We start from the raw sequence: 22,713 nt of genomic DNA, 5'->3' as shown, positions 1-22,713 counted from the left end.
AGTTTATAGTCATGCAACTAATTAATTTGCAGCTTTCCAGGCCCGCTTCATGTCCGATTCATCAACGCCCCTTGACGATGCCGCCCCTTCAACAAACAAAGCCCGCAGCCCGCTCAGCCGTGTGCTTTCCCCCATTCGCGGGCGGCTGGCGCTGTCTGCGGTGCTGGCTGCGGCGGGTTCGATGCTGGCTTTGGTACCGCTGGCAGGCATTGCGCACATCGCACACCTGGCGTTGAGCGAAACCGCCACATCGGGCGCCATTGGCCGGGCCATCGCAGCCAGCATCGCCAGCCTGTTCACTGGCATGACCCTGATCACCGCAGCCGAAATGCTGGCGCACCAAGCCGACAACCACATCACCCATCACCTGCGCGTGGCGATCGGCCAGCGCCTGATGCAAGTGCCGCTCGGCTGGTTCAGCGAGCGGGCATCAAGCGAAGTGAAACGGGCCATGCAGGACGACATCGGCACACTGCACAGCCTGACCGCGCACTTTTTCACCACACTGGGCCGCGCCGTGGGCGCCGTGCTGATTTCCGTGGCCTACCTGTTCGCCATGGACTGGCGCCTTGCCGTGGTCGTGCTGCTGCCCTTCCCGGCGTTCTTCCTGTTTCTGCACCGTGCCATCAAGGCCAGCGCAGCGCATATGGGTGATGTGGTTGCGGGCATGGCGCGCATCGACAACGCGGTGGTCGAGTTCGTCAATGGCATGCCGCTGGTCAAAGCATTCGGCGGGCGCGGCAACGCGCAGGACCGCTACCGTGCAGCGGTCGATGCCTTTGCCAACACCTTCATCGGTTTCACCCGCCCACTGGTTGCGGCGATGGCACGGGCCAATGCCTTGATCGCGCCGGTGACGGTAGTGGGTGTGGTGCTGCTGGCAGGCATGGCGTTCGTGGCCCTGGGCTGGATAGAGCCGCTACAGATACTGCCCTTTGCCTTGGTCACACCTGGGTTGTGCGCGCCGCTACAGTTGTTGCACTACATCACCCACGACCTCAACAACGCGGTGGGGGCGGCCCAGCGGGTGCAGGTCCTGCTGGACACCCCGGTGCTGCCGGCCCCTGCGGTTGGCAGCCTGCCCAACGGCAGCGAACTGCGCGTGGAGCAACTGAGCCATGCCTACGCCCCCGGCAACAACGTGCTCGATGACGTCAGCTTCACCTTGGCCCCCGGCACCACGACCGCCATCGTCGGCCCCTCTGGCGCCGGCAAGTCGACCCTGGCGCGCCTGCTGCTACGGTTTTTCGACCCAGACGCCGGGCGCATCACCCTGGGTGGCGTCGACCTGCGGCAGATCGAGAGCCGCGAACTGTACCGACGCATAGGTTTCGTGCTGCAGGAGGTGCGGCTGATCCATGCAAGCGTGGCCGACAACATCGCCCTGGGCAAACCGGCTGCAACCCGCGAACAAGTCGAAGCGGCTGCGCGCCTGGCCAACATTCACACACGCATCCTGCAACTGCCGCGTGGCTATGACTCGGTGGTGGGCGAAGACGCGCAATTGTCCGGGGGCGAACAGCAGCGCCTGAGCATTGCTCGCGCCCTGCTGCTAGACCCGCCCGTGCTGGTACTGGACGAGGCCACCGCAGCCGCCGACGCCGAGAGCGAGGCGGCGATCCAGGATGCCCTGTCGCGTTTCGCCCGGGGTCGCACCCTACTGGTCATCGCCCACCGGCTGGACACGGTGATGCATGCCGACCAGATCCTGGTGCTGGACCAAGGCGCCCTGTGTGAACAAGGGCGTCACAGCGAATTGCTCACCCGCCAAGGCCTTTATGCACGGCTGTGGGCGCAGGGTGGTTATCAGGACACCGTGAAAAAGGCGCCGCCAGCATGCTGAAAACCTTCGTTCGACTGCTGGGCGAATGCGCCCCGGCCTGGCGCCGTTACCTGCTGATGACCGTACTGTACGGGGTATTCAGTGGCCTGACCATCAGTACCCTGGCGCCGCTCATGCTGCACCTGCTGAACAGCGAAATACACGCTGCCAGTGCCTGGTTGGCCGTGCTGGCCGTCGGCATGACGCTGTGCTGGGCCTGGCGACGCCAAGTGGAAAAGGCCGGCATAAGCTTGGCGGTAGCGGTGCTGCAAGGCGGCCGCCAGCACATTGGCGCCCAGGTAGCACAGCTGCCACTGGGTTGGTTCACCCCTGACAACACCGCGCGGCTCGGGCATGTGATCACCCAGGGCACGATGGCCGTGGCCCAACTGCCGGCCCATGTGCTCACGCCCTTGATCAGTGGCAGCGTCACGCCGCTGGTGCTGTTGGTAGCGCTGTTCATCCTGCACCCGCCGCTGGGGCTTGTCGCCCTGCTAGCGCTGCCGGCGCTGGCTGCAGTGCTGCTGTTCAGCGCACGCCTGGGGCGCCGGGCCGATCACGCCTTTCACCAGCACTTCGCCGCCGCCAGCCAGCGTATGGTGGAGTTCGCCCAGGCACAGTCGGTGCTGCGGGCCTTCAATGGGGAGGGTGGGGGCACACGGTTGCTGGCGCAAAGCCTGGAGCGCCAGCGCAGCAGCGGCATGGGCCTGATCATTCGTGCTTCGCTGTCAGTACTGCTCAACAGTTGGGCCGTGCAGGCAACATTTGCCGCGCTGTTGGTGGCCGCCGGCCTGTGGTTCGGCGATCAGGCGGGTGGCCAAGCGCAGGACGCAGTTGCGGTGATCGTGGCACTGGTGCTGGTGTGCCGCTTCATCGACCCGCTGCAGGACGTGGCCAGCCATGTCGATTTCCTGCGCGGGGCCCATGGCCAGCTGCAGGAAATCGAACGGATCCTGGCAGCCAAGCCGTTGCCAGAACCCGCCTCGCCCCACCGGCCGGTGGACGGCGCAATCAACCTGCAAGGGGTGAGCTTGCGCTACAATCCCACCGGGCCCGACGTGCTGCAAAACGTGAACCTGCACATCCCGGCAGGCAGCATGACCGCCGTCATCGGCGCCTCGGGCTCAGGCAAGACATCACTGATGCGCCTGATTGCACGGTTCTTCGATACCACCGAAGGCAGTGTGCGCATTGGCGGCGTCGACGTGCGGCAAATGGCCCGCGCCAGCCTGACCGACACAGTCAGCCAAGTACTGCAGGACACCTGGCTGTTCCAGGGCAGCATCGCCGACAACATCCGTATCGGCAAACCCGATGCCAGCGACGCCGAGGTACTGCAAGCGGCGCACATGGCCGGCTTGGGACACACCCTCGAACGGCTGCGCGGGGGCCTCGATACGTCCGTGGGCGAAGGTGGTGCGCAGCTTTCCGGTGGCGAACGCCAGCGTGTGACCATTGCCCGTGCGCTGATCAGGCAAGCACCAGTACTGCTGGTGGACGAAGCCACCGCCGCCCTTGATGCCGAGAACCAGGCCGTGATTGCCCAGACGCTACACAGCCTGCATGGGCGTTGCACCTTGGTGGTCATCGCACACCAGCTCAGCACCGTGGCCATGGCCGACCATATCGTGGTGCTGGACGCCGGGCAGGTTGTCGAGCAAGGCACACCGGCCACACTGCGCGCCAATGGCGGGCACTATGCACGCATGCTCGAACAGCGCCACGCCGCCAACGGCTGGCGCATCGGGGCACCGAGGGTGGAACACGACTGATGCGTGTTGCATGCCTCATCCTGTTCCTGGTGTTGTGCGCGGCCTCACTGGCTGTCGGCGTTCGTGAGCTGGCCTGGTCTCAGCTGCTTACCCTGCAAGGCGACGCCTGGTTGACCCTGACCGCAAGCCGCCTGCCACGGCTGGCCGCATTGATACTGGTGGGTGTCGGGCTGGCGGTATGCGGTGTGATCCTGCAGCAGATCGTGCGCAACCGTTTCGTTGAACCCGGCACCACCGGCGGGCTCGATGCCGCGCGCCTGGGCATCCTGCTGTCGCTGGGCCTGGCGCCCGCGGCCGGGGCACTGCCGCGCATGCTGTTCGCACTGGCCGTGTGCTTTGCCTCCAGCCTGCTGTTTGTCGCCCTCATCCGCCGCATACGCGCCCGCAACGCGGTGCTGGTGCCGGTCATCGGCCTGATGTACGGCGGCGTGCTGAGTGCGCTGGCCGAGTTCTACGCCTACCGCTTCAACCTGCTGCAAAGCATGCAGGGCTGGTTACTGGGTGATTTTTCCAAGGTGGTGCAGGGCCGCTACGAAATTCTCTACCTGATTGTACCGATCGTGTTGCTCACCTACCTGTACGCACAGCGCTTCACCGTGCTGGGCATGGGCGAAGGCATGGCCACCAGCCTGGGCCTGAACTACACCGCCAACGTGACGGTGGGCCTGCTGCTGGTAGCAGTGACGGTGTCGGCCAGCGTGATCATCGTCGGCGCCATCCCCTTCGTCGGCCTGGTGGTGCCCAACCTGGTCGCCCTGCGCCATGGCGACAACCTGCGCCGCACCCTGCCACTGGTGGCGCTGGGCGGTGCGGCCTTGCTGCTGGTCTGCGACCTGCTCGGGCGGTTGCTGATCTACCCGTTCGAAGTGCCCATCGGCCTGACTGCAGGCGGCCTGGGCGGGCTGATCTTCCTCGGGCTGATCATCTGGAGGCAGCGATGAAAGGCCGACACTGCTTGTGGCTGGCCGTGGTCGCTCTGGCCACGCTGTTCGTGTTCGTCAACGCCGGGGCGGATTTCGCCTACCTCATCCCCAAGCGCCTTGTGCGCCTGGCGGCCATGGTGATCGGTGGCGTGTGCGTGGCCTGCTCCGCCATCGCCTTCCAGACCCTTTCCGGCAATCGCATCCTCACCCCGGCGATCATGGGCTACGAAGCCGTGTACCTGCTGCTGCAGGCGCTGCTGGTGCTGGGCATGGGCGTGCAGGGGCTGATCGTGCTCGGCAGTGACGGCAATTTCCTGCTCTCGATGCTACTGATGCTCGGCTACTCCTGGGCCCTGCACCGCTGGCTGTTTCGTGACGGCAAAAACAACGTGTACTTCCTGCTGCTGGTCGGCCTGGTGCTGACCATGGTCATGGCCACGTTCACCCAGTTCGTCCAGCTGAAAGTCAGCCCCGGCGAGTTCTCGATGCTGCTGGGCTACACCCAGGCTTCGTTCAACCGGGCATCGCCACAGTTGCTGCTGTATTCGGCCGTGCTGGTGGCGGGCGTGTGTGTGCTGCTGGCCCGGGCCGTACCGGTGCTGGACGTGCTGGCACTCGGGCGCGACCAGGCCATTTCACTGGGCGTGGACTACCGGCGCAACGTGCGCCTGCTGCTGGCGCTGATCGCAGCGTTGGTCGCGGTGTCGACCAGCCTGTTGGGGCCCACGGCATTCATGGGCGTGTTCGTCGCCAACATCACCTATGCGATGGCCGGCACCTTCCGCCACCGGGTCACCCTGGCCCTCGGCAGCGCCGTGGCCATTGCCGTGTTCATTGCCGCCCAGTTGCTGGTCGAGCATGTCTTCAACTACAGGACCACCGTCGGCATCCTCGTGAACCTGGTGTGTGGCACCTACTTCCTCGCCCTGATGGTGCGCAACCGGGGAGCCGCATGATTACAGTCCACGACCTGCACAAAACCTATGGCAGCAAAGAGGTGTTGAGCGGGGTAAGCGCCAGCTTCCCGCGCGGGCAGCTGACCTCGCTGATCGGCCCCAATGGCGCCGGCAAGACCACCCTGCTGATGATGCTGGCCCGGCTGCTGGCGCCTGCCAGCGGTGACATACGCCTGGACGGGCAAAGCATCGACAGCATCGCCATCGGCGACTATGCCCGGCGCGTGGCCACCCTGCGCCAGTCGGTCGACTTCAACCTGCGCCTGACCGTCGACGAACTGGTCGCGTTCGGCCGCTTCCCCTACAGCCGTGGTGCGCTCACCGCTGCAGACCGTCGGGCCATCGACCAGGCCATTGCCTTTCTGTCCCTGGAGCCGCTGCGCCAGGCCTACCTCGATGAACTCAGCGGCGGCCAGCGGCAAATGGCCTTTCTGGCCATGACCATCGCCCAACAGACCGACTATCTGCTGCTGGACGAGCCGTTGAACAACCTCGACATGCGCCACGCCGTGCAGATCATGCGCGCCCTGCGTCGGCTGTGCGACGAGTTCGGCCGCACGGTGATTTTGGTGGTGCACGACATCAACTTTGCAGCCGCCTACTCCGACTGCATCGTCGCCATGCAGGGTGGCCGTGTGCATTGCAGCGGCAGCGTCGAGCAGGTTGTGACCGAGCGACAGCTGCACGCGCTGTACGGGCTGGATTTCGACATCACCCACAGCGCGCGCGGCCGCCTGTGCAACTACTTCAACCCACCCGGAGAACAGCAATGAACCGCAACCACCCCGCCAACGGCTGGCCATTGGCGCTACTGCTAGCCGCCACCCTCGCCCTGCACGGCTGCAACGAGCCCACGGCAGCCACAGCGGCACCGGCGAACACCACGCGCCATGGCGACTACACGCCGTTAACCGTACAGCACAAACTGGGCACCACAGTGATCAGTCAACTGCCACAGCGCACGGTGGCTCTGGACATGAACGAAGTGGACTTCCTCGACCAGTTGGGCGTACCCGTGGCGGGCATGCCCAAGGACTTCGTGCCGGACTTTCTTGCACGCTATAAGGATGCCGGGCAAACAGCAGATGTCGGCTCGATCGTGCAGCCCAACCTGGAGCGGGTGCATGCGGCGCGGCCTGACCTGATCCTGATCACCTCGCTGCAGGCCAACCACTATGACGAACTGAGCGAAATGGCGCCGACCCTGCACTTCGATGTGGACTATCGCGACAGCGAAACCGGGCATGTCGCCATGGTCAGGCAGCACCTGCTCAGCCTTGGGCAGGTGTTCGGCAAGCAAGGCTTGGCCCAGCGCAAGGCTGACGCACTGGAGGCCAAGCTGGCCCAGGCGCGCAGCGTCACCCGCGACCGCCCGGAGCGGGCCCTGGTGGTGCTGCACAACAACGGCGCCTTCAGCGCCTTCGGCGTGCAGTCGCGCTACGGCTTCATCTTCAATGACCTGGGCGTCAAGCCGGCCACCACTACCCTGGATACCGGCCTACATGGCCAGCCGATTTCCAGTGAGTTCATCCAGCAGGCCAACCCTGACATCCTCTATGTGGTGGATCGCACCGCCGTCATGGAGCACCGCCCAATGATGACGGCAGACACCTTGGACAACCCCCTGCTGCGCCAGACCAACGCCTGGAAGCACGGCCGCGTGGTGTTCGTCGACCCGCAGGCCTGGTACGTCACGGCCGCCAGCCCGACCTCACTGGCTTTGATCGCGGATGACGTGATCAGGGGCTATCAGGACTAGGCACTGCCTTTTTGCAAATGCCTGTCACTGCGTGAGCGCGTGATTCTCATTTGCCTTACGTCTTCGCTTTTTAAATGCAAAAACACAACCCGCCATTTGTCCCTCTGGAGCCATCGCGTGTCCATCCGTACCTTGCACACACTCTCGTCCCCTACCTTGGCATTGCCTGCGCTGCCGCGCACCCCGCTGGCACATGCCGTATTCATTGGCCTGGCCCTTGGTAGCTGCACACTGGCGCCAATCGCCGCACACGCCGACGCAGCCAACCCCCACGAGGCCGCTGAAGAAAAACCCGCCGCTCCGGAATTGCCCGCCACCCTGATCGACGCCCAAGCCAGCGCTGCCGATCCACTGCCACCGGTGTATGCCGGCGGCCAGGTGGCCACCGGCGGGCGGGTGGGCCTGCTGGGCAACAAAGACTTCATGGAAACGCCGTTCAGCACCGTCAGTTACACCGACACCTACATTCAGGATCTGCAGGCCCGGGACATCACCGACGTTATCGCCGCCACCGACCCGTCAGTGTTCAGCAACGGCCTGACCGGCACCTACAGCGAGAACTACTCGATCCGCGGCTTCCAGACCAGCGTCAGTGACATGACTGTCGATGGCCTGTTCGGCATGGCCCCCTACTACCGCGCCTCACCCGAAATGTACGAACGCATCGAAGTACACAAAGGCCCGTCGGCGCTGCTTAACGGCATGCCGCCCGGCGGTTCGGTGGGCGGTGTTGTCAACCTGATTCCCAAGCGCGCTGGCGACACGCCGCTGACCCGGCTGACCGCCACCTACGCTTCCGATGCCCAGCTTGGCGGCCATGTCGACGTTGGCCGGCGCTTCGGTGAGGGCAACCAGTTTGGCGTGCGCTTCAACGGCATGTACCGCGACGGCGACACTGCCATCGACGATCAACGCCAGCGCAATGTGCTGTCTTCTCTGGCCCTGGACTGGCGTGGCGAACGTGGCAAGCTGTCGCTCGACCTGTTCGATACCGACGACCACATCAGCGGCCAGAACCGCGGCATGGGCCTGGCCGCTGGGGTGCCAGTCCCCAAACCGCCAAAAAACGACACACTGCTCAACCCCGACTGGGCTTATGTGGAAACCAAGGACAAGGGCGTCATCCTGCGCGGTGAGTACGAGCTGAACGACCAGTTGCTGGCCTATGGCGCGGTCGGCACCAGCAAGACGGACTATCGCTACAGCGGCGCACTCACAGCCACGGTGAACAACAGCGCCGGTGATTTCACCACCGCGATGGGCCAGTTGCAGATGGAGATCCACAAGACTTCTGCCGAGGTGGGGCTGCGTGGCCATTTCGACACCTTCGGCATCAACCACCAATGGTCGGTCAACGCCACCCAGTACAGCGACACGCAAAAGGACTTCGGCCGCCGCGCCGCCGGCTCGAACTGGACGACCAATATCTACAACCCTGTCTGGGGCCCGAAGGTATCGGAGGCCTGGCCACTGATTGCCCACACGGAAAACGACCTGAAAAGTTATGGCATCGCCGACACCCTGTCGGTGCTGGATGACAGGGTGCAACTGACCCTCGGCGTACGTCGCCAGGAAGTGGTCACCGACACTTACAACACCAATACCGGTGCCCGCAACAAACCAGGCTATGACACCCACGCCACCACCCCCGCCGGGGCCATCCTGTTCAAGCTGACCGATGAGCTGTCGCTGTACGCCAACTACATCGAAGGCCTGAGCAAAGGCGCGGCCGCACCGATCACCGCTGCCAACTATGGCGACGTGTTCGCGCCGTACAAATCAAAACAGAAGGAAATCGGCCTCAAGCTCGACCTGGGCACCTTCAGCCACACCTTGGCGCTGTATGAAATCAAGCGCCCGGGCAGCTACACCGACCCGGTCACCAACATCTTTTCGTTCGGTGGCGAGCAGCGTAATCGGGGCGTGGAATGGAGCTTCTTCGGTGCCCCTCTGCCCGACGTGCGCCTGATGGGGGGCGTGGCTTATGTCGACCCCAAGCTGACCAAGACCGCAGGCGGTGCCAACGATGGCAAGACCGCCACGGCCTACCCCAAGGTGCAGGGCAAGCTGGGCATGGAGTGGGACATCCCCGGCCTGGATGGGCTGACCCTGACCGGCAACGTGACCTCACAGTCCAAGCAATACATCAATGCCGAGAACAGCCTGTCGATTCCGGGTTACACGATCTTCGACGTTGGCGCCCGCTTTGTGACCCAGGTCGCCAACAAGCCGGTCACCTTGCGAGCGAACATCGCCAACCTGGGGGACAAGGACTACTGGGGTGTGCCACTGACCCAGACCCTGGGGTTGGGGGCGCCGCGGACCTATCAGCTTTCGGCTAGCGTGGACTTCTAACCGGGTCCCGCTGCGGCGCCAGATACGGCCTCTTCGCGGGCGCGCCCGCTCCCGCAGGTCCAGCACAACCCTCAGACTTGTGCTGAACCTGTGGGAGCGGGCATGCCCGCGAAGCAGACGACGCGGTCAATGATCAATACATCAGCCGCGCAACTGGTACCAGGTGGTCTTGAGTTGCGAATACTTGTCGAACGAATGCAGTGACAGATCGCGGCCAAACCCCGACTGCTTGCCCCCACCGAACGGCACCGTCACATCCAGCGCATCGACCGTGTTCACCGATACGGTACCGGCTTTCAACGCCCGCGCTACCCGGTGCACCTGGTTGAAGTCGTCGCTCCACACCGAGGCTGCCAGGCCATAGATGCTGTCGTTGGCCAGGCGCACGGCTTCTTCTTCCGTGTCGAAGGCGCTGACCGCCAGTACCGGGCCGAACACCTCCTCCCGCGCCAGGCCCATGCGGCCCTCGACACCGGCAAAAATGGTGGGCTCGATGTAGTTGTCCGACCCTTCGATGGTCAGGCGCCGACCGCCACACACCAACCGTGCGCCCTCTTGCCCGGCGCGCACGATGGCAGCCTCGATACGGCCGGTCTGCTCGGCATCGACAATGGCCCCGGCGCGGCTCGCCGGATCCAGCGGGTTACCGGGCAGCCACTGGCGAGCCTTGGCCTGCAGGCGCTCGATGAACTCATCGTGGATGGCACGCTGCACGTACAGCCGCGAGTTGGCCGAACACACCTCGCCCTGGTTGAAGAAAATGCCGAAGGCGGCCTTTTCCGCAGCCAGGTCCAGGTCCTGGCAGTTGTCGAACACCAGGTTTGGGCTCTTGCCGCCGCACTCCAGCCACACCTGCTTGAGGTTGGACTGCGCCGAGTACTGCATGAAGTACTTGCCCACCTGGGTGGAGCCGGTGAAGACCAGGCAGTCCACATCCGGGTGCAGGCCCAGCGCCTGCCCGGCCTGCTCGCCCAGGCCCGGCACCACGTTCAGTACGCCTTCCGGCAACCCTGCTTCCAGCGCCAGTTGGGCCAGGCGCAGGGCCGAAAACGGTGATTGCTCGGCGGGCTTGAGTACCACACTGTTACCGGCAGCCAGCGCCGGGGCCAGCTTCCAGGCGGCCATGTCGAGGGGAAAATTCCACGGCACCACAGCCGCGACCACACCCAGTGCTTCGCGGGTGATGGTGGCCAGCGCCGTGGGCGCCGTGGGCGCCACCTGGTCGTACAGCTTGTCCAGCGCTTCACCGTACCAGCCGAACACATGTGCCGAGCCCGGCACGTCTATGTTGTAGGCGTCCATCACCGGCTTGCCCATGTTCAGCGAGTCCAGCAACGCCAGTTCTTCACGATGGGCCATGATCAGCTCGGCCAGGCGCAGCAGCACTTTCTTGCGCTCGCCCGGCGCCATGCGCGGCCAGGGGCCTTGCTCGAAGGCTCGACGGGCGCTGGCGACGGCCAGGTCGACCTCGGCATGGCCGCAGGCGGCAACCTGTGCCATTACGTTGTTGGTGGCGGGGTTGATGGCTGCGAAGGTAGCGCCATCCCGTGCGTTGACGGGTTTGCCACTGATCAGCGCTTTGGATGGCAGGTACAGGTCCGAGGCGCGTTGTTGCCAGAATTCGAGGGTGTACATTTGTACTCCAGGCGACCGCGGTGGCGATCATTTTTTGCGGAAGTGACAGGTACCACACAGTCCGCAAGCGCGCCGCGCCTCCTCTGTGGGAGCGGGCGTGCCCGCGATTCAGGCGACACGGAGGATGGCACCGGCTTCGCCGGTGTTCGCGGGCATGCCCGCTCCCACAGGGGAAACCGGTTGCCCTTGGCAACGGCTTAGAGCTTGCCGACCAGCCGCGCCGTGCGGTCTACGGCTATCCGGGTCTTCTCCACCAGCTCATCCAGCTCGCTGTGGTTGGCGATCAAGGCCGGGGCCATGATCATCCGGCCCAGAGTCGAGCGAATGATCACCCCTTCCTCGAAACCAAAGGTGCGGCACTGCCAGGCCAGGTCGTTCTCGTTGGCAAAGCGCTTGCGCGTCGGCTTGTGCTCGGCGAACTGCAGCGCCGCCACCAGTCCGGCCCCTTGCACCTGGCCGATCAATGGGTGGTCGGCAAACACTTCCCGCAGAATGCGCTGCAGGTACGGCCCCGTGTCGTCCTTCACCTGGCGCACGATGCCTTCGTCACGCAGCGCCTTCAGGTTGGCGATGGCCACTGCCGCCGCCACCGGGTGGCCGGAATAGGTCAGGCCGTGGGCAAATACCCCGCCGCGTTCCACCAACGCCTCGGCAATGCGCTTGCCAAGCACCAGGCCACCCATGGGCACATAGCCACTGGTCAGGCCCTTGGCAATCGACAGGGTGTCGGGCTCGAAGCCGAAGTATTCATGGGCGAACCATTCGCCGGTGCGGCCAAAGCCACCGATCACCTCATCGGCGCACAACAGCACGTCGTACTGGCGGCAGATACGCTGGATTTCCGGCCAGTAGCTTTCCGGCGGGAAGATCATGCCGCCTGCCCCCTGGAAGGGTTCGGCAATGAAGCCGGCAACGTTTTCGGCACCCAGTTCGAGGATCTTTTCCTCCAGCTGCAGGGCGCAGCGGCGGCCGAACTCGGCCGGGGTCAGTTCACCGCCCTCGGCGTACCAGTAGGGTTCGTCGATGTGTGCCACATCCGGAATCAACCCGCCCATGTCGTGCATGAACTTCATCCCGCCCAGCGCCGTGGCCGCCAGGGTCGAGCCGTGGTAGCCGTTCCAGCGGCCGATCATGACCTTCTTGCCTGGCTGGCCAACCACCTGCCAGTAGCGGCGCACGGTGCGGATCAGTACCTCGTTGGCCTCGGAGCCCGAGTTGGTGTAGATCGCGTGGCTGTAGTGCCCCGGCAGCAGGCTGAACAGCAACTCGGACAGTTCGATCACCGCCGGGTGGGTGGTGTGGAAGAACATGTTGTAGTAGGCCAGCTGATCCATCTGCGTAGCCGCGGCGGCCGTCAGGTCACGACGGCCATAACCGAGCTGGGTGCACCACAGGCCAGACATGCCATCCAGGTAGCGCTTGCCCTCGCTGTCCCACAGGTGCAGGCGTTCGCCCCCGACGATCACCCGCGGCCCTTCGGCGTTCAGCGCCTTCTGGTCGAGGAAGGCATGAATGTGGTGGGCGGCATCGGCTGCCTGGTAGTCACGGGTCTGGCGTTGCGGGGCGAAAGGCGCGTTCATTGTTGGTTTTCCTTTGCGGTGGGGTTGCAGGGCAGCTGGCGTTCAGCGCAGCTTGCCCATGTAGCTTTCCAGCGGGTCCTTGCCCAGCACGCCCTGGGCATTGGCCAGTGCATCGATGAACAGGGAGAACAGTTCGGACTGGGTGCCGATGTCGAGCTTGGCGTAGACGTTCTTGCGGTGCGACTTGATGGTGTCTTCCGACACCCCCAGCCGCTCGGCCAGCGACTTGGTCGAGTGGCCACGCAGGATCAACTGGGCGATACGGCATTCACGCTCGGTCAGCAGCGAGCTGCCAAAATTGTTCAGCGCGGCATGGATACGTTGCTCGAGGATGTTCTCGAAGCGCCCTGCGCGGCTGTCCAGCCCGGCAAAATGCTTGCCGAGTACCGCCAGTACCCAAGGCGTGATGAGCCCGAACAGCGTGCGGCTTTGCCCATCCAGCTTGTCGGTGAAAGCCAGCGACACCGCCAGGCTTTGCCCGGGCGCCACCTGCAGGATGTAATTGAGTTCATCCTCCAGGTGCGAGTGGCGGTAGAACGATTGGTAGTATTCGCTGACCTCGAAGTGATCGGGTGCCACTTCGAACAGGCCGTAGCAGCCGGATTCGACCTGTTCCACGCAAGCACCGTAGAACGGGTCGAGCAGGTAGAAGCCCGACAGGTAGCGGCTGACATTGCCCTCGGGTTGCCAGGGCGCCTTGTCATCCTGCTCGAACAGCGCACAGGGCATGCCGTCGTGCGGGTACAGGTAAACCGTGGTCGCCTGGATCGGCCGTATCACACCCAGTGCAGCAAACAGGCTGGCGGCAAAGCCCGGCCGGCCGATAGCCTCGGTGACCTTGGCCTGGTGCTCGAACCATTGAGCTGAAAGCAATTGATTGGTCACTGTAAGCCTGCCGTTTCTTCTCAGTGGCACCGCCGCCAGTGCGGTGCGTCGTTGAGCAGATACTCCCACGGCGCTGCAGGCACCGGAATCACCCTTTGGGGTGAGCCGGGCAAGGGCTGTGTCCGCTCACCCCAAAGGGTGATTCCGGGTGCCTGCAGGGTGTGGGAGCATCAACCCGCCCCAGCGCTGCGAGCTTTCCGCTCGACCTCCTTGCACTACACCTGACGGTCGCGAGCCTGCTCGCCTGCCGCGGTGTCCTGCATCCCTTTTCAGGAGTTAGCAATGCATACAACAACAAGTACAGCCCATAGCCCCGCCCCGCATGCAACCTCGCAACCCGGCACCAGCACCGGCCGCTTCCGCAAGTCCATGAGCATGACCGCCCTGGTGCTGTTTGGCCTGGCCTACATGGTGCCCCTGGCCGTATTCACCACCTACGGGCTGGTCACCCAGATGACCAAAGGGCACCTGCCCACCGCCTACCTGCTCACGCTCGCCGCCATGCTGCTGACCGCCTACAGTTACGGCCGCATGGTCCAGGCCCACCCCTACTCCGGCTCGGTCTACACCTACACGCGCAAGGCCTTCGGCAGCCATATCGGCTTCATCACCGGTTGGACACTGCTGCTCGACTACATCTTTCTGCCGCTGCTCAGCTACCTGCTGATCGGCATCTACATGTCGGAATACTTCCCGACCATCCATGCCTGGGTGTGGGTAGCGGGTTCCATTGCCCTGGTCACCTTCCTCAACCTGATCGGCATCGAGTCGATCACTCGGGTCAACTGGATCCTGGTGGTGGTGCAACTGGTGTTCATCATCGTCTTCGTCGCTTTGTCCATTCTCAAGCTCAGCGGACAGGCGGAGCCGGTGTCGCTGCTGGCCCCCTTGCACCACGAAGGCTTCAGTGTGCCGTTGATCATGACCGGCGCCGCCGTGCTGTGCCTGTCGTTCCTCGGCTTCGATGCGGTGTCGACCATGGCTGAGGAAACCAGTAACCCGACCTACCGCATTCCCGTGGCGATTCTGGCGGTGTCGTTGATCGGCGGCCTGCTGTTTCTGGTGGTGTCTTATTGCGCACAGATGGTATTCCCCGACTGGGGCAGCTTCGCCGACCCGGATTCGGCGTCGGTCGACGTGATGCGCCGGGTGGGCGGCGAGCTGCTGGTAACCGCCTTCACCGCTACCTACGTGGCGGGCTGCTTCGCCTCGGCCATGGTGTCCCAGGCCAGCGTGTCGCGCGTACTGTTCGCCATGGGCCGCGACGGCGCCTTGCCGCGGGCATTCGGCCAGCTGGTGACGAAAAAGCGCGTGCCGGCCACTGCCATCCTGGTGGTCAGCCTGCTGTCGCTGATCGCCCTGGTGATCACCCTGGATACCGTGGCGAACATGATCAGCTTTGGCGCACTGTTCGCCTTTTCGGCGGTGAACCTGGCGGTGGTCAAGCACTACCTGGTTGACCAGAAACTACGCGGTTACCGCAACTACCTGCTGTACGGCGCCATTCCCGGCCTGGGCTTTCTCAGCACGCTGTGGCTGTGGAGCAGCCTGACCAGCCTGTCGTTCGCCATCGGCCTGTGCTGGATGGCGTTGGGCCTGTTGGTGCTACTGGGGCTGACCCGGGCGTTGCGCGTGAAGCTGCCAGAGTTGCAGATGGCCGAGTGAGCCCTGACGCCTTGCATGACCGCTCCTGCAGGGCATCGCGAGAACCCGGGTGATAACGGCTCGTTATCACCCGATCCGTATTAATCATTATTCAGCCCCCCGTTCGCCCCCTACAGTCCTGACCAACGATTGTCATTGCCAACGGGAAACGAAATGTCCATCGAACACCGCCTGAACCACATCGCCGGCCAGCTCAGCGGCCACGGTGACGTGCTGCTGCACAGCCTCGACGCCCACACCGGTGAAACACTGCCATACGCCTTCCACCAGGCGACCGGCGACGAGGTGGAGGCCGCCGCGCAGGCCGCCGAGGTGGCTTACCCGAGCTACCGCAGCACCCTCCCCGACCAGCGCGCCGCCTTTCTTGACGCGATCGCCAGCGAACTGGACGCGTTGGGTGATGACTTCATCCAGGATGTGATGCGCGAAACCGCACTGCCTGAAGCACGCATCCGCGGCGAACGCAGCCGCACCAGCAACCAGCTGCGCCTGTTTGCCGAGGTGGTACGGCGTGGCGACTTTTACGCTGCACGCATCGACCGCGCCCTGCCCCAGCGCACCCCGCTGCCGCGCCCGGACCTGCGCCAGTACCGCATCGGCGTGGGCCCGGTGGCCGTGTTCGGCGCCAGCAACTTCCCTCTGGCCTTCTCCACCGCTGGCGGTGACACCGCTTCGGCGCTGGCCGCCGGCTGCCCGGTGGTGTTCAAGGCACACAGCGGACACATGCTCACTGCGGCCCATGTGGCCGCGGCCATCGACCGTGCAGTGACCGGCAGCGGCATGCCGGCAGGCGTTTTCAACATGATCTACGGTGCCGGTGTGGGCGAAGCGCTGGTCAAGCACCCAGCCATCCAGGCAGTCGGCTTTACCGGCTCGCTGCGAGGTGGCCGCGCCCTGTGCGACATGGCCGCAGCGCGCTCGCAGCCGATCCCCGTGTTCGCCGAAATGAGCAGTATCAACCCGGTGATCGTGCTGCCGCAAACTCTGCAGGCTCGCGGTGAACAGGTGGCGACCGAGCTGGCCGCCTCGGTGGTGCTGGGCTGCGGGCAGTTCTGCACCAACCCGGGCCTGGTGGTGGGTATCCGCTCGCCACACTTCGAGCATTTCCTGCAAACGCTTGTGGCACGCATGGCAGACCAAGGCCCGCAGACCATGCTCAACGCTGGCACCCTGCGCAGCTACCAGAATGCTGTGCAGCACCTGCTGGCGCACCCGGATATCCAGCATCTGACCGGCCAACCGCAAACGGGTAACCAGGCTCAGCCGCAGTTGTTCAAGGCCGACGTGAGCCTGCTGCTCAATGGCGACCCGCTGTTGCAGGAAGAAGTGTTCGGCCCTTGCACCGTGGTGGTTGAAGTGGCCGATGCCCAGCAACTGGCCGAAGCATTGCGTCACCTGCAAGGTCAGCTGACTGCCACCCTGATCGCCGAAACTGACGACTTGCGCACCTTTGCCTCATTGGTGCCGTTGCTGGAACGCAAGGCCGGGCGCTTGCTGCTCAATGGCTACCCGACCGGCGTGGAGGTTTCCGATGCCATGGTGCATGGCGGGCCCTACCCGGCCACCTCCGACGCCCGCGGCACTTCGGTCGGCACCTTGGCCATCGACCGCTTCCTGCGCCCGGTGTGCTTCCAGAACTATCCGGACGCACTGCTGCCGGATGCGTTGAAAAACGCCAACCCGCTGGGGATTGCCCGATTGCTGGAGGGTGTGAGCAGCCGCGAGGCGGTGTGATCTTTCATGGCTGCAACCCGTGCCGGCCTCTTCGCGGCTCTAGCCGCCAAGAGGCCGGCACTCGCACTTCGAGCTGTATACAATCAGTAAAAAGCTTGCTTACAATACCGAGCGCCTATGACATCGGTAATCGCCGATGCGTATTGCGCAGGCTTGCACCATGTCATCTACAAATCCTGCAAAAACGCTCCTCGTCAAAAACGCCGCACTGCTGGTCACCATGGACGGCGAACGCCGCGAAATCAAGAACGGCGGCCTGTTCATCGAAGGCAACCTGATCAAGCAAGTCGGCCCCAGCGATACCCTCCCGCAGCACGCCGACGTGATTCTGGACATGGCCGGCAAGGTGGTCATCCCAGGCTTGGTCAATACCCACCACCACATGTACCAGAGCCTCACCCGCGTGGTACCGGCAGCTCAGGATGGCGAGCTGTTCAACTGGTTGACCAACCTGTACCCGATCTGGGCGCGCCTGACCCCCGAGATGATCGCGGTGTCGACCCAGACCGCCATGGCCGAGCTGATCCTGTCCGGCTGCACCACCTCCAGCGATCACCTGTATATCTACCCCAACGGCTGCAAGCTCGACGACAGCATCCACGCCGCTGCCGAGATCGGCATGCGCTTCCACGCCGCGCGCGGCAGCATGAGCGTGGGCCAGAGCCAAGGCGGCCTGCCACCTGACGCGGTGGTGGAAAAGGAAGCCGACATCCTCAAGGAATCGCAACGCCTGATCGAGGACTACCACGATGCCAGCCACGGCTCGATGCGCCGCATCGTGGTCGCGCCATGCTCGCCGTTCTCGGTCAGCCGCGACCTGATGCGCGAAGCTGCCGTGCTGGCGCGCCAGTATGGGGTGTCGCTGCACACCCACCTGGCCGAGAACGTCAACGACATCGCCTACAGCCGCGAGAAGTTCGGCATGACCCCTGCCGAGTACGCCGAAGACCTTGGCTGGGTCGGCCATGATGTATGGCATGCCCACTGCGTGCAGCTCGACCAGCACGGCATCGAGCTGTTCGCCCGCACCGGCACCGGCGTCGCCCACTGTCCATGCTCGAACATGCGGCTGGCCTCAGGCATCGCCCCGGTACGCAAGATGCGCGACCACGGCGTACCGGTAGGCCTGGGGGTCGATGGCTCTGCCTCCAACGACGGCGCCAGCATGATCGGTGAAGTGCGCCAGGCGCTGTTGCTGCAACGGGTGGGCTTCGGCCCTGACGCGATGACCGCACGCGAAGCACTGGAGATTGCCACCCTGGGTGGCGCGAAGGTGCTCAACCGCAATGATATCGGTGCCCTGGCCCCGGGCATGGTCGCCGATTTCGTCGCCTTCGACCTGGGCCATGTGGCGTATGCCGGCGGCCACCATGACCCATTGGCGGCACTGGTGTTCTGCACCCCGACCCAGGTGCATACCAGCGTGATCAACGGCCGCGTCGTGGTGAAAGACGGCCAGCTGGCCACCGTCGACTTGCCGCGCGTACTGGAACGCCACAACCAGCTGGCCCATCAGCTGGTCAGTGGCACTTGAGGCCTGGAATCAGCTCGGCATCGCCGGGTTGAATGAAGGTCATGCGCAGCCCTCTGGGCTGCGCTGCCATGTAGAAAAGCTGCGGGTAGCGCGCACTGCGATGTCATGTCCACTCAAAGGTCCATGACCATCTCATGCCAGGCCATACCGCCGTGGTCCGACGGCGACGGTTTCACGTATCGGTAGCCCAGCTTCTGGTACAGGGCCACATGCTGCTCCTTGCACATCAGGTGAATGGTCTGCTTGCCCGCCGCACGCATGCGTCCGATGAATTCGTTCATCAACACTTTGGCGTAGCCTTTGCCTTGGTGGGCCGGGTCTACAACCACCGACATGATCACCACGTTCGCTGCCGCCGGGTCATGGCCGACCAGCTCTTTGAAGGCCTCGTCGGACATCACGACCTCGTGGGCGCAGCCACTGTTGATGAAACCCACGATCTCGCCGTCACTTTCCAGCACCAGGAAGCCTTGTGGGTATTGCGTGATGCGCGTGCGGATTTTCTCCAGCGTGGCCGCCTCATCCCCTTCATAGGCGCCAATTTCGATGGCGTAGCAACGCTCGGCATCGGCGGGAACGGGGGTGCGGAACTGAAACGCGCTCATGGCAGGTATCCTTGGCAATGGTAAAAGCAGCCGCCATGATAAATGAGCATCGACCTTGCACTCCATCATTGCGAACTCGGTCAGGTCGAGTGTGTGACGCTTGCTGCCTGCCAAGGATGGCAAGCATCATGGGGGCCTTGCTCTATTGCCACGGATACGCCGATGACCGCTGTAACTTTTCCCTTCACCGAACCCAGCCGCTGCAAACGCCTGAAGGCGGCCAGCAGCAGGGATCATGACAGCGTCGATCAACTGGTAATGGCTGCGCGGCCTTTCGAGAACCGCGAGCGATATGGTCGCTTCCTGCAGGTGCAGCACCGTTTTCATGGCAGCCTGCTGACGTTGTATCAGGATGAACAGCTCAACCAGCAACTGCCGGGGTTGGCGGCGCTGTCACGTTTCACGGCGGTCGAGGCAGACCTGCGCGACCTCGGCCTGCCGCTGCCAACGCCCACCCAACCGGTCCGTGTCAGCTCGGCCCAGGCCTTGGGATGGCTGTATTGCAGTGAAGGTTCGAACCTGGGGGCGGCGTTTCTCTACAAGCACACGCAACGTCTTGGGCTGGAGGGTGACAAGGGGGCCCGCCACCTGGCCCCTCACCCGGATGGCCGAGCGCTGCATTGGCGCGAATTTGTTGCCCGACTGGACAGCCTGGTGCTGGGGGAGCAGGAGGAAGCAGAGGTGGTAACGGGGGCGATTGCAGCGTTCGACAGTTATCGGGGGCATCTGCGTGAGGTATTTGCAGGCAGTTGACCAAGCGCAATGGCAGCTTTAGCGAGTGCTGCACATCACCAACCGCCACAGCGATTTTCTACAAGTTGTTGCTGTAGCGAACTTTTTCTTGATTCCCTGTCTATGTGTGAGGCACAGAAAGGTAGCGGAACGCGAGACAAGGTTCGCCCCACACCTGCTGGCCAGATGGCTCATTCGTTATCAGAGGTTGGCTACGCTCATGAAAATACATGTCGCAAGGTTGGTGCTGCTCGGCGTGTTCTCGCTCGCGGCGGTGGGCACGGCATCGGCAACGCAAATGAAAGCCGCCGAACCGGTTTCACCGGCTGTCCAGTCACCGTTAAAGCCAGCCGGCAACCCTTGGTCGAGCGTGACCAGCGTGGCCGTTGAACAGCCGGCCACGCTCCTGGCGCATGATGACGATCGCTGGCACGACCACCGAAGCGACTGGCGCCGCGAACAGTGGCGGCGTGAACAAGCCCGTCGGGACTGGGAACGGCGGCGCGACTGGGAACGGCGCCGTGATTGGGAGCGCCGCCATGAGCGCGCCATGCGCCAGCGTCATCATGACGCGCATCATTACTACCGCCGTTGAAGCCCGTGCGATCGGTGTAGGGGCGGTGTCAGTCGGCCAGCTGGGAAGCCTCGCCCACCGCCTCTGCCTCCATCTTCAAGCGGTCCGCCTTGCAGATGTACTTGGGCTTGCGTGGCGCCAGCTTGGCACTGGCCTTTTTGGCATGCGCCTGCAATAGCTGCTTGATCTTCTTACGACGGTTCATGGTCTACGGGGCCTGTCAGTACGTTTTCGCTGCCGCCATCATACCCCGGCGGCCAGGGGAAAACGCGGTGAACGGCCCAGCTTATGCCTGCTACGGCCATGCAGGTCACAGGATTCAACGCGTTGACGTTATTTTCACAGTCCGCAGATTAGCGTCACGCCCTTTCCGGCCACGCGCACAACCGCTGGCCGCCAAGGTACCACGAGGCATACGTGTCACACACTACATCACCCGCCGCGCACAAGCGCGTGGACTGGGCCGGCCTCGGCTGGCTCTTGCTGTTCTTCTGGTATTTCTCCGGTGTAACCCAAGCGTTGCTGCTGTTCAGCGGGACGACCGGCTTCGCCGGTTTTCGCGATGCACTGTTCCTCAGCAGCCTGTGGCTGGCGCCCGTCCTGTTGCTGCCGCGCTTCACCCGCGCCACCACGGCAATCATCGGTCTGGTGCTATGGGCTGCATCGCTGGTGGGCCTGAGCTACTTCGGCATCTATCGCCAGGAGTTTTCACAAAGCGTCATCTTTGTGATGTTCGAGTCCAACACCGCCGAGGCTGGTGAGTACTTCAGCCAATACTTCAGCGTGGGGCTGGGCCTGGCACTGGTGCTGTACACGCTGGTTGCGGTACTGCTGTGGCGGCGCGTGCGCCCGGTCAGCCTGCCACTGCGCAGCCGCCTGCCGGTGGTCGTGCTATTGCTGGTGGCCAACCTGGTCGTGCCGTTCTACAAGCAGATGGTGACCCAGGAGCGCAACTTCGCCGATGCGCTCGAAAAAGTGCAGCAGCGAATGGAACCGGCCGTACCCTGGCAGTTGCTGGTGGGCTACCGACAGTACCGCCAGCAACTGGACAACATGCAGAAACTGCTGGCCCAGAATGCCGCACTGCCACCGCTGCAAAACCTGCGAGACAGCAGTGGTACTGCGCCACGCACCCTGGTATTGGTGCTCGGCGAGTCGACTACCCGAGAGCACATGCACCTGTATGGCTATGACCGCGACACCACGCCCAACCTCGACGCGCTAGCCGCCAGCGACAAGGGCCTGACCGTGTTCCGCGACGTGGTATCACCGCGCCCGTACACCATCGAAGTGATGCAGCAGATCCTCACGTTCGGCGACGAACAGAACCCGGACCGCTTCCTCACCGACCCGTCGCTGATCAACCTGCTGAAACAGGCAGGCTACAAGACCTTCTGGATCACCAACCAGCAGACCTTGACCAAGCGCAACACCATGCTCACCACCTTCTCGCAGCAAACAGACGCGCCGGTGTACCTGAACAACCAGCGCAACCAGAATGCCCGCCAGTACGATGACGTGGTGCTGGCACCGTTCGAGAAAGCCCTGCAAGACCCTGCGCCCAACAAGTTCATCATCGTGCACCTGCTGGGCACACACATGGACTACCGCTACCGCTACCCGGACGACTATGCGCACTTCAACGACAAGCAAGGTGTGCCAGCCAAGCTGACGGCGGACCAGGTAGAAACCTACAACTTCTATGACAACGCGGTGCGCTATAACGACTATGTGGTGTCGAGCCTGATCAAGCGTTACGCGGCAGGCAACCCCAACGGGTTCCTGATGTACCTGTCCGATCATGGTGAAGACGTGTACAGCTCCGGTGACCACGACCGCTTGGGGCGCAACGAAGGCGCACCGACCCGGCCGATGTACACCATCCCGTTCCTGCTGTGGACCTCGCCTAGCTGGCAGGCCGAGCACCCGCGTGACTTGCAGGCAATGGCCGATCGCCCCTACAGCAGTTCGCACCTGATCCATACCCTGTCAGACCTGGCCGGGTTGAGCTATGACCGCTATGAACCGGCCAAGAGCCTGGTGAGCCCAGCGTTCGTGGTAGCACCACGCTGGATCGGCGACCCGTACCGCAAGGATGGCTTGCGCGAGTTCGACCACCTGCCGCTGGACAAGGCCGACGGGGTACGGGAAACAGCCAGCACCCGGCAGTAATGAGGCCAAG

18 protein-coding genes are annotated in these 22,713 nt (G+C 63.8%); 13 read left to right on the top strand and 5 right to left on the bottom strand.

The genetic code is table 11. The features are described from left to right. Positions 1 to 49 precede the first annotated feature (49 nt). The 7 genes from ACF8FG_RS05515 (at position 50) to ACF8FG_RS05485 (ending at position 9,587) form a co-directional block, all read left to right on the top strand. Positions 50 to 1,843, top strand: coding sequence for an ABC transporter ATP-binding protein (locus ACF8FG_RS05515; protein WP_076403188.1), 1,794 nt, complete (start codon positions 50 to 52; stop codon positions 1,841 to 1,843). Beyond that, positions 1,837 to 3,594 (top strand): ABC transporter ATP-binding protein, encoded by a 1,758-nt coding sequence (locus tag ACF8FG_RS05510; protein WP_144180282.1) that lies wholly within the window; start codon positions 1,837 to 1,839, stop codon positions 3,592 to 3,594. The genes ACF8FG_RS05515 and ACF8FG_RS05510 overlap by 7 nt, the downstream gene beginning before the upstream one ends. Next, a complete protein-coding gene (locus tag ACF8FG_RS05505; RefSeq protein ID WP_019438992.1) occupies positions 3,594 to 4,535 on the top strand; it encodes an ABC transporter permease in 942 nt (313 codons plus the stop codon). Before ACF8FG_RS05510 ends, ACF8FG_RS05505 begins: the two co-directional genes overlap by 1 nt. Beyond that, complete coding sequence (locus ACF8FG_RS05500; protein ID WP_019438991.1) at positions 4,532 to 5,473, top strand: iron chelate uptake ABC transporter family permease subunit; 942 nt, start codon at positions 4,532 to 4,534, stop codon at positions 5,471 to 5,473. The genes ACF8FG_RS05505 and ACF8FG_RS05500 overlap by 4 nt, the downstream gene beginning before the upstream one ends. Then, positions 5,470 to 6,246, top strand: a complete 777-nt coding sequence (locus ACF8FG_RS05495; protein WP_014591456.1) for an ABC transporter ATP-binding protein — start codon at positions 5,470 to 5,472, stop codon at positions 6,244 to 6,246. The genes ACF8FG_RS05500 and ACF8FG_RS05495 overlap by 4 nt, the downstream gene beginning before the upstream one ends. Next, the gene (locus tag ACF8FG_RS05490) at positions 6,243 to 7,232 is read left to right on the top strand and encodes a siderophore ABC transporter substrate-binding protein (RefSeq protein WP_014591457.1); all 990 of its coding nucleotides are present in this window, start codon (positions 6,243 to 6,245) and stop codon (positions 7,230 to 7,232) included. Before ACF8FG_RS05495 ends, ACF8FG_RS05490 begins: the two co-directional genes overlap by 4 nt. Before the next feature lie 117 nt (positions 7,233 to 7,349). Next, positions 7,350 to 9,587, top strand: coding sequence for a TonB-dependent receptor (locus ACF8FG_RS05485; RefSeq protein ID WP_392518627.1), 2,238 nt, complete (start codon positions 7,350 to 7,352; stop codon positions 9,585 to 9,587). A gap of 141 nt (positions 9,588 to 9,728) precedes the next feature. On the opposite strand, the gene ACF8FG_RS05480 is transcribed toward ACF8FG_RS05485, so the two are convergent. The 3 genes from ACF8FG_RS05480 to ACF8FG_RS05470 all read right to left on the bottom strand — a co-directional run bounded on the left by ACF8FG_RS05480 (position 9,729) and on the right by ACF8FG_RS05470 (position 13,687). Further along, a complete protein-coding gene (locus tag ACF8FG_RS05480; protein WP_076403193.1) occupies positions 9,729 to 11,222 on the bottom strand; it encodes an aldehyde dehydrogenase in 1,494 nt (497 codons plus the stop codon). A gap of 197 nt (positions 11,223 to 11,419) precedes the next feature. Then, entirely contained in the window at positions 11,420 to 12,802 is a 1,383-nt protein-coding gene (locus ACF8FG_RS05475) for an aspartate aminotransferase family protein (RefSeq protein ID WP_134698364.1), read from the bottom strand. Positions 12,803 to 12,844: 42 nt separating this feature from the next. Next, the gene (locus ACF8FG_RS05470) at positions 12,845 to 13,687 is read right to left on the bottom strand and encodes a helix-turn-helix transcriptional regulator (protein WP_014591460.1); all 843 of its coding nucleotides are present in this window, start codon (positions 13,685 to 13,687) and stop codon (positions 12,845 to 12,847) included. 282 nt (positions 13,688 to 13,969) lie between these two features. On the opposite strand from ACF8FG_RS05470, the gene ACF8FG_RS05465 reads away from it, so the two are divergent. From ACF8FG_RS05465 to ACF8FG_RS05455, 3 genes are all read left to right on the top strand, one after another. Beyond that, the gene (locus ACF8FG_RS05465; RefSeq protein WP_119713510.1) at positions 13,970 to 15,352 is read left to right on the top strand and encodes an APC family permease; all 1,383 of its coding nucleotides are present in this window, start codon (positions 13,970 to 13,972) and stop codon (positions 15,350 to 15,352) included. A 153-nt stretch (positions 15,353 to 15,505) separates the two neighbouring features. Continuing rightward, on the top strand, positions 15,506 to 17,086 hold the full coding sequence (locus tag ACF8FG_RS05460; RefSeq protein ID WP_119713509.1) for an aldehyde dehydrogenase (NADP(+)): 1,581 nt from the start codon (positions 15,506 to 15,508) through the stop codon (positions 17,084 to 17,086). A gap of 160 nt (positions 17,087 to 17,246) precedes the next feature. Continuing rightward, positions 17,247 to 18,620, top strand: a complete 1,374-nt coding sequence (locus tag ACF8FG_RS05455; protein WP_014591463.1) for an 8-oxoguanine deaminase — start codon at positions 17,247 to 17,249, stop codon at positions 18,618 to 18,620. A 113-nt stretch (positions 18,621 to 18,733) separates the two neighbouring features. Here ACF8FG_RS05455 and ACF8FG_RS05450 read toward each other — a convergent pair whose 3' ends face one another. Continuing rightward, on the bottom strand, positions 18,734 to 19,225 hold the full coding sequence (locus ACF8FG_RS05450) for a GNAT family N-acetyltransferase (RefSeq protein ID WP_014591464.1): 492 nt from the start codon (positions 19,223 to 19,225) through the stop codon (positions 18,734 to 18,736). 162 nt (positions 19,226 to 19,387) lie between these two features. On the opposite strand from ACF8FG_RS05450, the gene ACF8FG_RS05445 reads away from it, so the two are divergent. Beyond that, the gene (locus ACF8FG_RS05445) at positions 19,388 to 19,978 is read left to right on the top strand and encodes a biliverdin-producing heme oxygenase (protein WP_014591465.1); all 591 of its coding nucleotides are present in this window, start codon (positions 19,388 to 19,390) and stop codon (positions 19,976 to 19,978) included. Positions 19,979 to 20,177: 199 nt separating this feature from the next. Further along, positions 20,178 to 20,552 carry a hypothetical protein gene (locus ACF8FG_RS05440; RefSeq protein ID WP_014591466.1) on the top strand — a complete coding sequence of 125 codons (375 nt, stop codon included), beginning with the start codon at positions 20,178 to 20,180 and terminating at the stop codon, positions 20,550 to 20,552. 28 nt (positions 20,553 to 20,580) lie between these two features. Here ACF8FG_RS05440 and ACF8FG_RS05435 read toward each other — a convergent pair whose 3' ends face one another. Continuing rightward, the gene (locus tag ACF8FG_RS05435) at positions 20,581 to 20,736 is read right to left on the bottom strand and encodes a DUF2986 domain-containing protein (protein WP_014591467.1); all 156 of its coding nucleotides are present in this window, start codon (positions 20,734 to 20,736) and stop codon (positions 20,581 to 20,583) included. 212 nt (positions 20,737 to 20,948) lie between these two features. Here ACF8FG_RS05435 and ACF8FG_RS05430 point away from each other — a divergent pair, with 212 nt between their 5' ends. Then, complete coding sequence (locus ACF8FG_RS05430; RefSeq protein WP_014591468.1) at positions 20,949 to 22,703, top strand: phosphoethanolamine transferase CptA; 1,755 nt, start codon at positions 20,949 to 20,951, stop codon at positions 22,701 to 22,703. Positions 22,704 to 22,713: the final 10 nt, after the last annotated feature.

The sequence above is a fragment of the Pseudomonas sp. YQ_6 genome (assembly GCF_043103245.1).
GTDB classification, from domain to species: Bacteria; Pseudomonadota; Gammaproteobacteria; order Pseudomonadales; family Pseudomonadaceae; genus Aquipseudomonas; species Aquipseudomonas alloputida.
This window is presented reverse-complemented; position numbering and strand designations above follow the sequence as displayed.

Bases quoted from the DNA above. Each gene is read 5' to 3' on its own strand.
- ACF8FG_RS05515 (WP_076403188.1), top strand. From the start codon at position 50: ATGTCCGATTCATCAACGCCCCTTGACGATGCCGCCCCTTCAACAAAC.
- ACF8FG_RS05510 (WP_144180282.1), top strand. From the start codon at position 1,837: ATGCTGAAAACCTTCGTTCGACTGCTGGGCGAATGCGCCCCGGCCTGG.
- ACF8FG_RS05505 (WP_019438992.1), top strand. From the start codon at position 3,594: ATGCGTGTTGCATGCCTCATCCTGTTCCTGGTGTTGTGCGCGGCCTCA.
- ACF8FG_RS05500 (WP_019438991.1), top strand. From the start codon at position 4,532: ATGAAAGGCCGACACTGCTTGTGGCTGGCCGTGGTCGCTCTGGCCACG.
- ACF8FG_RS05495 (WP_014591456.1), top strand. From the start codon at position 5,470: ATGATTACAGTCCACGACCTGCACAAAACCTATGGCAGCAAAGAGGTG.
- ACF8FG_RS05490 (WP_014591457.1), top strand. From the start codon at position 6,243: ATGAACCGCAACCACCCCGCCAACGGCTGGCCATTGGCGCTACTGCTA.
- ACF8FG_RS05480 (WP_076403193.1), bottom strand. From the start codon at position 11,222: ATGTACACCCTCGAATTCTGGCAACAACGCGCCTCGGACCTGTACCTG.
- ACF8FG_RS05475 (WP_134698364.1), bottom strand. From the start codon at position 12,802: ATGAACGCGCCTTTCGCCCCGCAACGCCAGACCCGTGACTACCAGGCA.
- ACF8FG_RS05465 (WP_119713510.1), top strand. From the start codon at position 13,970: ATGCATACAACAACAAGTACAGCCCATAGCCCCGCCCCGCATGCAACC.
- ACF8FG_RS05460 (WP_119713509.1), top strand. From the start codon at position 15,506: ATGTCCATCGAACACCGCCTGAACCACATCGCCGGCCAGCTCAGCGGC.
- ACF8FG_RS05455 (WP_014591463.1), top strand. From the start codon at position 17,247: ATGTCATCTACAAATCCTGCAAAAACGCTCCTCGTCAAAAACGCCGCA.
- ACF8FG_RS05450 (WP_014591464.1), bottom strand. From the start codon at position 19,225: ATGAGCGCGTTTCAGTTCCGCACCCCCGTTCCCGCCGATGCCGAGCGT.
- ACF8FG_RS05445 (WP_014591465.1), top strand. From the start codon at position 19,388: ATGACCGCTGTAACTTTTCCCTTCACCGAACCCAGCCGCTGCAAACGC.
- ACF8FG_RS05440 (WP_014591466.1), top strand. From the start codon at position 20,178: ATGAAAATACATGTCGCAAGGTTGGTGCTGCTCGGCGTGTTCTCGCTC.
- ACF8FG_RS05435 (WP_014591467.1), bottom strand. From the start codon at position 20,736: ATGAACCGTCGTAAGAAGATCAAGCAGCTATTGCAGGCGCATGCCAAA.